The following is a 10,482-nucleotide window of genomic DNA, read 5'->3' on the forward strand; positions in this document are numbered from 1 at the left end:
CGCGGCCGGTTTCGATCAGTCGAAGACGCTCGTCAGCGTGTCGAGGTCGATGCCTTCCTTGGCCATGCGCAGATCGTGATAGATCACGGCCGCGAGCACGGCGCCGAAGGCGGTCGAGACGACCTGCCAGGCGAAGCTCAAGGTCTGCCCGATGAAGCCGGCGCCGCCGATCCGCGCGAGCACGAGCATGCCGACCAGCGAGATCACCACAACGAGCAGGAAGAGCCCGAAGATCTGCCAGCGATAGCCCTTGGTCAGCGCGACGCTGCGGCTCATACTGGCGGTCACGCCCAGCTTCTCGATGACGCAGGCGGGAATGGCGACATAGAGCATGCAGCCGAGAATGACGCCGGGCACGACGAGAAGCAGCATACCGAGGCCTGTCGCAAGGCCGACCAGGATGCCGACGCCGATGACGGGGACGGTACGGGCGAGCCCGATCCGCAGGGAATCGCCGATGGTGAAGGGCTGCTGGCGCATCTCCTGGAAAGCGCCGTAGAGGCTCGTCGCCTGTGCCACGGTCTGGAGCACGAAGGTCAGCAGCCCGGTCAGCATCGCGCCAACGGCGATGCCGGATGGCGAAGGCGCGCTCGACGACAGCGCCCCCAGCGTCAGCAGGAAGATCGGAATCATCGGCACAAGGGCCAGCAGGACGAATTTGCCGAACTGGCGCCCCAGTATGGCGAAGGTCTTATTCATCACCGAGCCGACGCGAAACTGTCCCGGTGCGGCGGAAAATCCGCCGGTCGATGTGCTGCTCATGAGGAACCCCGCCGCGAATGAGGCCGAACTGTGGCACGGCCTGCGCAGGCATACAATCGGCGGCAGCGCGGGAGGCGCGCCGTTTGCCATGAAGGCGTGGCCGGCCTAGCCGGGCCGCAAAGCCGGCTATATGACGGTTTCATGGGTCGTTACGCCGCCACGATCAGGTTCGCCTTTCTCGCCTTGCTGGCTTTCGGCTGGCCCGCCATCGGCATGGCCGAGGGGCGGCGCGTCCAGATCATCACCTCGTTCCCGCCATCCTTCTTCGAGCCCTTCCGCAGCGCCTTCCGCAAGAATCATCCCGACATCGCCGTCGAGGTGGTGCAACGGAAGACGACGGCCGCGGTCATCGACATCCGCGCGCAGAAGCGGCCGGAGGCCGACCTGTTCTGGGCCTCCGCACCCGATGCCTTCGAACTGCTGAAGCGCGCGAACCTGCTGGCGCCGGTACAGCCGCGCAAGACCGGTGCGCCGGAGACCATCGCCGGCTATCCGGTCAACGATCCCGATCATCGCTATCTCGGCTTCGCCGTCTCGGGCTATGGGCTGGTCTACAATCCCGCCTATCTGGCGGCGCGCGGCCTGCCGGTGCCGCGCACCTGGGCCGATCTCGCGGCTCCCGTTTATGCAGGCCATATCGGTCTGACTTCGCCCGCCCGCTCGGGCACCACGCATCTGATGGTCGAGGCTCTCCTGCAATCTCTCGGCTGGGAGCGCGGCTGGGCCCTGTGGTCGGTCATCGGCGGCAATCTCGCGACGATCACGGCGCGCAGCTTCGGCGTCACCGCCGGCGTCGCCCGCGGCCGCTTCGGGATCGGCATCTCCATCGATTTCCTGACGGAGGCCAGGACGGGCGACGGTGAGACCAACCGTTTCGTGCTGCCCGGCGAGACGCTGTTCGCTCCCGCCAGCATCGCAAGGCTCGCGACCTCGCCCAATCCGAAGGAGGCCGAGCTCTTCATCGATTTCGTGCTCTCGCCGGAGGGGCAAAAGATGCTGCGCGAGCCGCGGATCGGGCGCCTCGCCATCTCGCCCTCGGCCTATGCTCCGGACGAGACACCGCCGCATCTGTCGGAAACGGAAGGCATCTTCAACCGCACCGGCTTCGACGCCGGCCTGTCGGCGGGGCGCTACGAACTGGTCAACCTGATCTTCGACGAGTGGATCACCTTCCGCCGCACCGAGCACGCCAGGCTCTGGCGCGGCCTCCAGACGATGGAGGCGGCGCTGCTCACACGCCCTGACGAGCAGGCCGCCAGGCTCTTGACGCAGGCCCGGGCCGCTCTGACTCGGCCGCCGATCTCCACGGCCGAACTCGGAGAGCCGGGGCGCTTCCAGAACATCGTCCGCGTGCCGCGGGGGCTTCCTGTGCCCGAAGAGCAGGCACGGATCGAGACCGATATCCGGAATGCGATTGCAGCTCGCGCAACGGAGGCCAGCGACAACCTGCAACGTGCAGCCGAACGGCTGGCGGCTCTGGGCTGGCGCGACGAGAACCTGACCGGGGCGCGGCCATGACGCCCGCCTTGCCCAAGCGGCGCTTCGGCATCGGCGGCCGCCTGATCGTCGCCTTCCTCGGCGTCGGCCTTTTTGCGGTCGGCGCCGGCATCGTCGGCGTCATCTCCTATGAGCGGCTCAGCAAGGAGCTGGCGGCAATCGCCCGCGAACATCTGCCCGGTCTCGCCTCCGCCGCACGGCTGGCTGAGGCCAGCGCCCGCGTCATCGCCGGCATGCCGGAACTCGCCAATGCGGAGCGGCGTGACGGCTATGAGCGTGGCCGTCGCGTGGTGGGAGAGCGCTTGAGCGAGCTCGACAAGGTTCTGGCCGAGCGGACGGGCAGCGGTTTCGACGCGCCGCAGCTGACAGCCGTGGCGGCCGAGATCCGCCGCAATCTCGGCGCCATCGATGACGTGTCGGGGCGCCGTTTCACGCTGGCCGAGCGCATCCGCGGCGTCAGCGAAGAACTGCGCTGGCTCCAGGCCGACCTCATCGACGAGATCGAGCCGCTGACCGACGATGCCCGCTTCAACATCGATACCGCGCTCGGCCAGATCGGCAGCGAGGCTTCATCCGCCGGCAAGCCAAACACGATCCGCGAAGAAACCCGCAAGAGCGAAGCGCTGATGACGCTCAACGCCCAGGCCAACCTGATCGTCGGGTTGTTCGGGCGGCTCGGCACGGTCCAGACCCGCGAGGACATGGAGCAGACCGGCCATGTCATCGGCGAGGCGGTCGACCAACTCGAGGTCGAGGCCAAGGCGCTCGCAGGCTGGCCCGATACAATCACGGTGCGGCAGATCACGCAGCGCCTGGTCGGGCTCGCCGACACCACGACCGGCCTGCCCGGCCTCAAGCGCTCGGAACTCGCCGCGCTCGCCGATGCGCAGCGCCTGATCTCTGAAAGCCGTCGCCTCGTCACGGAACTGGGCTCACTGGTCTCGCAGGAGGTGCAGCGGACCGAGGCCGTGGCGAAGGAAGCCGCCGACCGCTCGGCCGAAGCGATACGGCTCGGCCGCAACCTGCTGCTCGCCATCGCTGCGGCGTCGCTGCTGGGCGCGCTCCTGATCGGCTGGTTCTATGTCCGGCGCCATCTCGTGGCGCGCCTGCGGGTCCTGACCGAGGCCGCGACCAGCATCGCCAGCGGCCAGTCCTCGGCGCTGCTACCCAAGGCGGGCAATGACGAGCTCGGCGACCTCACCCGCGCGCTCGCCGTGTTCCGCCAGACGCGCGACGACCTGATCCAGGCGGCCAAGCTGGCTGCGCTCGGGCAGATGGCGGCGGGCCTCAGCCACGAGCTCAACCAGCCGCTCGCCGCGATCCGCTCCCATGCCCATAACGGTGCGCTGCTGCTGGAACGCGGGCGGCCCGACGAAGCGCGCAAGGCCATCGGCCGCATCCAGGCGCTGACGACGCGCGCAGCCGATCTGATCGCGCATCTCCGGCGCTTTGCCCGCAAACCCGGCGTGGTTCTAAACCCTGTCTCTGTCGGCGATGTCGTCGAAACCGCGCTGTCGTTGTTCGGGCCGCGCTTCGATGCCGAGCGCGTGACGCTGACCCGCGACCTGCCGGCCGGGCGGCTGCATGTCCATGCCGAGGAAATCCGGCTGGAGCAGGTGCTGGTCAATCTGATCGCCAATGCACTCGACGCCGTCGCAGGCATGGAGGGCGCGACGATCGCGATCGGTGCGCGCCGCGCTGGCCACAAGATCGAGATCTGGGTCGCGGATAGCGGGCCCGGCATCGACCGGGCGCACTTGGAACGCATCTTCGACCCGTTCTTCACGACCAAGCCGGTCGGCTCGGGGCTCGGCCTTGGCCTCTCGCTGTCCTACAACATCATCAAGGATCTAGGCGGCACGCTCGCGGTCTCCGAGACCGGCCCCGCCGGCACCCGTTTCCTGATCACCCTCGAAGGGACGACAGCCCACATCATGGCCCCGCTGGAAATCGACGCATGAGCACTCAAAAAGTCGTCCTCGTTGATGACGATGCCGAGGTGCTGGAAGCCTGGCGGCTGACGCTGGAGCTGGAAGGTTTTTCGGTGACTGCCAAGCGCTCCGCCGATGCCGCGCTGGCCGAACTCGGGCGCGATGCATCGGTCGTACTGGTCAGCGATGTCCGCATGCCCGGTCGCGACGGCTTCGGCCTGCTCGCGGCCGTGACCGCGATCGACGCGGAGATCCCCGTCGTGCTGATCACCGGCCATGCCGATGTTCCCATGGCGGTGAAGGCGATCCGCGAAGGGGCCTGGGATTTCGTCGAAAAGCCGGCCGATCCCGTCCGCCTGATCGAGACGATCCGGCGTGCCAGCGAATACCGCCGGCTGATCATCGAAAACCGCTCGCTCAGGGCCGGCGCCCATCCCGAAGACCCATGGGCGGCGCGTGTCGTCGGCCATTCCCCGGCGGTCGTGCGGTTGCGCAGCCGGCTTGCCTTGCTCGCCGATGCCGATACCGACGTGCTGCTTTTCGGCGAGACCGGCACCGGCAAGGAGGTCGCGGCTCGGGCGCTGCACGATCTCGGCAATCGCCGCACCGGGCGCTTCGTCGCGGTGAATTGCGGGGCGATCCCCGAGACCATGATCGAGAGCGAGTTGTTCGGGCACGAGGCCGGCGCCTTCACCGGGGCGCGCGAGCGGCGGATCGGCAAGATCGAGCATGCCAGCGGCGGCACGCTCTTCCTCGACGAAATCGAGTCGATGCCGATGGCCGCGCAGGTGCGCCTGCTGCGCGCCTCGCAGGAACGGCGAATCGAGCGCCTCGGCTCCAACAAGGAGATCGCGGTCGATATCCGCATCGTCGCGGCGACAAAGACCGACCTCGCCGCGCTCGCCAAATCCGGCGGCTTCCGCGAGGACCTTGTCTACCGGCTGAACGTCGTGACCCTGCGCCTGCCGCCTCTGCGCGACCGGCGCGAGGATATCCCGCTGCTGTTCCAGCACTTCCTCGCGCTTGCCGCCGCCCGCGTCGGCCGCTCGGCACCGCCGCTGGGGCGCGACCTGCTGCAACGGCTGACGCGGCAGGATTGGCCGGGCAATGTGCGCGAACTCCGGAACGCCGCCGAACGCAGCCTGCTCGGCATGGACGAGGATTTCGAAGATGCCGATACCGGCGCGGCAGCATCCGACGGCGCGGAGCGCACGCTGGAGGAGCTGGTCGCCATCGCCGAGGCAGAGGCGATCGGCGCCGCCCTGAAGCGCCATGGCGGGCGCATCGGCATCACCGCCGCGGCGCTCGGCATCACCCGCAAGACGCTCTACCTCAAGATGCGCCGGTATGGCTTGAGCGGCGCGGCGGCGCTCGCGGACTGAGCGATCGAGGTCCACGAGTCAGGTTTTTCTTCGGACCCACACCGTCATCCCGGGCTTGACCCGGGATCCATCGTAAAGCGCTGCGCTCTATGATGGATCCCGGATCTTCGCTCCGCTGCGTCCGGGATGACGCGCGCTTTGTGAAGTGCCGGGTACTCCGCCCCACTGATCGTCATTGCGAGCGCAGCGAAGCAATCCAGGGGATCGGGTGCGAGGTTCGAGAGGTTCAACCCAGTCCCTCTGGATTGCTTCGTCGCTTCGCTCCTCGCAATGACGGCGGCGACGTTACCGCAATGACCCATCAGGGGCTCCGGCAAGTTACCGCCATGCCCCCGAAACCGGGTATCTGAAGACCCCTCCTCCCGAATTCCGCAACGAAATCAATGCCACCGGCACTTGGCATCACCATTGCTGAGAAGATGGCATCGACCTCGACGTCGACCAGATAACACGCTTCGGGAGGAAGCCATGTTGAATCGTAGAACCGCGCTCGCGACCACTCTTGGCCTGTCGTTGAGCGCCTCGTTTATGACCATCGCGCTGGCGCAGGCGCCTGCCGGCAAGGTCACGGTGGTGACCTCCTTCTCCAAGGACGTCACCGACCCCATCAAGAAGGCGTTCGAGAAGGCGGTTCCGGGCGTCACGCTCGAAGTCCAGAACCGCAACACCAATGCCGGCGTGAAATACGTCGAGGAGACCAAGGCGAACAACCAGGTCGACCTGTTCTGGGCCTCGGCGCCCGACGCCTTCGAGGTGCTGAAAGGCAAGAAGCTGCTCACCGCCTACAAGCCCAAGGCGACCGGCATCCCCGACAAGATCGGCTCCTATCCGATCAACGATCCGCAGGGCTTCTATTTCGGCTTCGCGGCCTCCGGCTACGGCATCATGTGGAACGACCGCTATGCCAAGGCCAACAAGCTGCCCGAACCGAAGGAATGGCAGGACCTCGCCAAGCCGGTCTTCTACGATCATGTCGCGATCGCGGCGCCGTCCCGCTCCGGCACGACGCACCTGACGATCGAGACGATCCTACAGGGCGAAGGCTGGGACAAGGGCTGGCGCACCATCAAGGCAATGGCCGGCAATTTCCGCTCGATCAACGAGCGCTCCTTCGGCGTGCCGGAGCAGGTCAATTCCGGCCAGGTCGGCGTCGGCGTCGTCATCGACTTCTTCGCCTTCTCGGCGCAGGCTTCGGGCTTCCCGGTCAAGTTCGTCTACCCGAGCGTGACGACCGTGGTCCCGGCCAATGTCGGCATCGTCACCAACCCGCCGAACAGGGTCGCAGCCGAGGCCTTCGTCGAGTTCCTGCTCTCGCCCGCCGGCCAGGAAGTGCTGCTCGAGCCCGGCATCCGCCGTCTGCCGGTCAACCCGGCCGTCTACGCCAAGGCCGGTGCCGATTATCCGAACCCCTTCACCGATCCGCGTTTCCAGAAGATGATCGGCTTCGACGTCGACAAGTCTGAAGGTCGCACGGCGGTCGTCGACACGCTGTTCGACCAGCTCATCTCCTTCCAGCTCGACGCGTTGAAGGGCGTCAACAAGGTGCTGCACGAGGTCGATGCGGCGCTGGCCAAGAAGCCGAACGACAAGGCCAAGGCGCTGGCCGAGGAAGCGCGCGTGCTGCTCGCCGCCATGCCGGTCAGCGAAGCGCAGGCCGCGAGCGCGGAGCTGCGCGGCGCCTTCACAGGCAGCAAGGAAAAGGGCGCCCGCCAGGCCGAGCTCGAGGCGCAATGGGCGAGCTCCGCCCGCGACAACTACGCCAAGGCCAAGGCCAAGGCTGAAGAAGCGCTCAAGGCGGCCAAGTAAGCTCGCCTGTCTTCGTCGTCCCGCGTGTCTTCCCGAGCGCGCTGCAGCGTGAAACGCTGCGGCGCAGACACGGGACCGCGCGACCAGTAGACGCCTTTTCCTGACAACGGCCCCGTGTCTGCGCAGCGGCATTTGCATGCCGCTGCGCGCACGGAATGACACCTGGCACCCACCCATGACAGCCATTCCGACCTCGGCTCCCCGCCCCCGTCGCATCACCGGCACGCCCGGCCAGATCGCGCTGGCGCTGGCAATCGCCGCCTTCCTCCTGATGTTCCTGGTGCTACCAGTGGCGACGGTGATCTATGTCGCCTTCACCGAGAAGGGCACCTCGACCTTCACGCTCGTCAACTTCTACGACTTCGTCCGCACCGAGCTGTTCATGCGCTCGTTGTGGAACTCGTTCTATGTCTCTGCGATGTCTGTGGTCTGGGCGTCCGTCTTCGCCCTGCCGCTGGCCTATCTCACGACCCGCTTCGTCTTCCGCGGCGCGGCGATCGTCCAGACGCTGGGCTTCCTGCCGCTGATCATGCCGCCCTTCGTCGGGGCGGTTGCGATGCAGCTCTTCTTCGGCCGCAACGGCTCGGTCAACCTGCTGCTGGACGACTGGTTCGGCTTCAAGATCGACTTCATGGAAGGGCTGAACGGCGTCATCTTCGTCCAGTCCGTCCATTATTTCCCGTTCATCCTGATCAACCTCTCGGCGGCCCTGCGCAATGTCGACCGCGCCATGGAAGAGGCCGCGCAGAATCTCGGCTCGTCGGGCTTCCGGCTGTTCCGGCGGATCGTCTTCCCGCTGGCCATGCCGGGCTATCTCGCCGGCGCCTCTCTCGTCTTCGTCAAGGTCTTCGACGATCTCGCGACGCCGCTGCTGCTCAACGTCAAGGACATGCTGGCGCCGCAGGCCTATCTGCGGGTGACCTCGATCGGCATCGCCGACCCGATGGGCTATGTCATCTCGGTCGTGCTGATCATCGCCTCCGTGCTGGCGATGTGGCTCTCGGCGCGGGCGCTGAAGGGGCGCGACTACGCCACGACACAGCGCGGCGGCGGCGGCCTCGCCAAGCGGGTGATGACGCCGATGGAGGCCGTGTTCGGCTACGGCATCGTCATCCTGATCCTGGCGCTGGTGCTGGCGCCGCATCTGGGCCTGCTGCTGCTCTCCTTCGCGACGATCTGGTCGTACTCGCCACTGCCCGATGCCTACACGATCGCGCATTACGGCCGCGTCTTCGGCGAGAGTTCGGTCTACATCAAGAACACGCTGATCTATGCCAGCATCGCCGGCGGCATCGACGTCGTGCTCGGGGTGGCGATCGCCTATCTGGTGCTGCGGACCAAGCTCATCGGTCGCGAATGGCTCGACTGGATGGCGACCGCCGCACTTGCCATCCCCGGCGTGGTGCTCGGCATCGGCTATCTCAGGACGTTCTACGGCATCACCCTGCCGGACGGGACTCCGCTCGCCGCACTCTGGGTCACCGTCGTCATGGCGCTGGCGATCCGGCGCCTGCCCTATGCCCTGCGCGCCTGCTATGCGGCGCTCCAGCAGATCTCGGTCTCGCTTGAGGAAGCGGCCGAGAACCTTGGAGCCACCAAGGCGCGCACGGTCCGACGCATCGTCGTGCCGTTGATGGCCGGCGGCATCCTTGCCGGCTTCGTCACCTCGTTCTCGACGGCCGCCGTCGAGCTCTCGGCGACGCTGATGCTGGTGCAGTCCAACTCGGACGCACCGCTGGCCTATGGACTCTATGTCTTCATGCAGTCGGCGGCGGGGCGCGGCCCCGGTGCCGCGCTCGGCGTCGTCGCGGTGATCCTCGTCGCGGCCTGCACCTTCCTCTCCCATCTCATCATCGAACGCAGCCAGAAGGCCAAGGGAATGGGCCACTGATCATGAACGCAACCGTCTCTCTCACCACGCCCGCCGTCGCCGTCGACATCGAAGGCGTCAACCTGTCCTACGGCACCAATCATGTGCTCAAGAACGTCAATCTGGCGATCAGGCCGGGCGAGTTCTTCGCCTTCCTCGGCCCGTCCGGCTGCGGCAAGACCACGCTGCTGCGCCTGATCGCCGGCTTCAACCATGCCGATACCGGGGAGGTCCGGATCGGCGGCAAGCCGATCACCAACCTGCCGCCCTGGAAGCGCGATGTCGGCATGGTCTTCCAGTCCTATGCGCTCTGGCCGCATATGACGGTGCACCGCAATGTCGCCTTCGGACTGGAGGAGCGCGGCGTGAAGCGCGCCGAGGTCGAACGGCGCGTCGAGGCGGCGCTGGGCCTGGTCGGTCTCACCCATCTCGCCGAGCGGCGGCCCTCGCAGCTCTCGGGCGGCCAGCAGCAGCGTGTCGCAGTGGCGCGTACCGTGGCGGTCGAACCCAAGGTGCTGCTGCTTGACGAGCCGCTCTCCAATCTCGATGCCAAGATGCGCGTTCAGGTGCGGCGCGAATTGCGCGACCTGCAGCAACGGCTGGGCCTGACCACGATCTTCGTCACCCACGATCAGGAGGAGGCAAACACGATCTGCGACCGGATCGCCGTGATGAATGACGGCATCGTCCAGCAGGTCGGGACGCCGATGGATCTCTATGAGCGGCCGGCCAACCTGTTCGTCGCCGGCTTCCTCGGCACCGCCAATATCCTCGACGGTAAGCTCATCGGCAGCGGCGCGGATCGGATCTTTGAGATCGAGGGCGGGACGCGCGTGCCGGTTCCCGCCGATGCGCAGGTACCGGCGGGGGCCAAGCTGGTCTTCCGGCCGCAGCATGCCAGTCTCGGTGATGCGGGCCCGGCCGGCGATGGGATGCTGGCCCTGCCCTGCGTCGTCGCCAACCGCGAGTTCCTCGGCGCCAGCGTGCGCTACGGCGTCCGCATCGGAACCACGGAAGTGGCGGTCGACGTGCCGTTCCAGTCCGGCAGCGGACTGTTCGAGGTCGAGAGCAGGGCAACGCTCAGGCTGTCGCCGCATGCGTTGTTGTGGTTGGCGGGTTAGAGGGCACTACCCTTGTCATTCCGGGGCGCGCCGCAGGCGCGAACCCGGAACCCACGACGGGGTGAGATATCCTACGCCGCGTAATGGGCCGTTCGCCCGGTCGTGGGTTCCGG

Annotated in this window: 7 protein-coding genes; 6 read left to right on the top strand and 1 reads right to left on the bottom strand. The window is 67.0% G+C overall.

What is annotated here, in order from left to right; all coding sequences use genetic code 11:
• Positions 1 to 15: 15 nt before the first annotated feature.
• Complete coding sequence (locus ACODTJ_RS06660) at positions 16 to 762, bottom strand: hypothetical protein (protein ID WP_454657188.1); 747 nt, start codon at positions 760 to 762, stop codon at positions 16 to 18.
• A gap of 141 nt (positions 763 to 903) precedes the next feature.
• Between ACODTJ_RS06660 and ACODTJ_RS06665 the strand changes: the two genes are divergently transcribed.
• The 6 genes from ACODTJ_RS06665 to ACODTJ_RS06690 all read left to right on the top strand — a co-directional run bounded on the left by ACODTJ_RS06665 (position 904) and on the right by ACODTJ_RS06690 (position 10,369).
• Complete coding sequence (locus ACODTJ_RS06665) at positions 904 to 2,280, top strand: ABC transporter substrate-binding protein (protein ID WP_454657189.1); 1,377 nt, start codon at positions 904 to 906, stop codon at positions 2,278 to 2,280.
• The gene (locus ACODTJ_RS06670) at positions 2,277 to 4,220 is read left to right on the top strand and encodes an ATP-binding protein (protein ID WP_454657190.1); all 1,944 of its coding nucleotides are present in this window, start codon (positions 2,277 to 2,279) and stop codon (positions 4,218 to 4,220) included. Before ACODTJ_RS06665 ends, ACODTJ_RS06670 begins: the two co-directional genes overlap by 4 nt.
• Positions 4,217 to 5,572 carry a sigma-54-dependent transcriptional regulator gene (locus ACODTJ_RS06675; protein WP_488847928.1) on the top strand — a complete coding sequence of 452 codons (1,356 nt, stop codon included), beginning with the start codon at positions 4,217 to 4,219 and terminating at the stop codon, positions 5,570 to 5,572. The genes ACODTJ_RS06670 and ACODTJ_RS06675 overlap by 4 nt, the downstream gene beginning before the upstream one ends.
• A gap of 468 nt (positions 5,573 to 6,040) precedes the next feature.
• Positions 6,041 to 7,378 carry an ABC transporter substrate-binding protein gene (locus ACODTJ_RS06680; protein WP_298921774.1) on the top strand — a complete coding sequence of 446 codons (1,338 nt, stop codon included), beginning with the start codon at positions 6,041 to 6,043 and terminating at the stop codon, positions 7,376 to 7,378.
• Positions 7,379 to 7,553: 175 nt separating this feature from the next.
• Positions 7,554 to 9,269, top strand: coding sequence for an ABC transporter permease (locus ACODTJ_RS06685; protein WP_454657192.1), 1,716 nt, complete (start codon positions 7,554 to 7,556; stop codon positions 9,267 to 9,269).
• 2 nt (positions 9,270 to 9,271) lie between these two features.
• Complete coding sequence (locus ACODTJ_RS06690; RefSeq protein ID WP_454657193.1) at positions 9,272 to 10,369, top strand: ABC transporter ATP-binding protein; 1,098 nt, start codon at positions 9,272 to 9,274, stop codon at positions 10,367 to 10,369.
• The last annotated feature ends 113 nt before the right edge of the window (positions 10,370 to 10,482 follow it).

Source organism: Allobosea sp. FG18 (assembly GCF_057809495.1).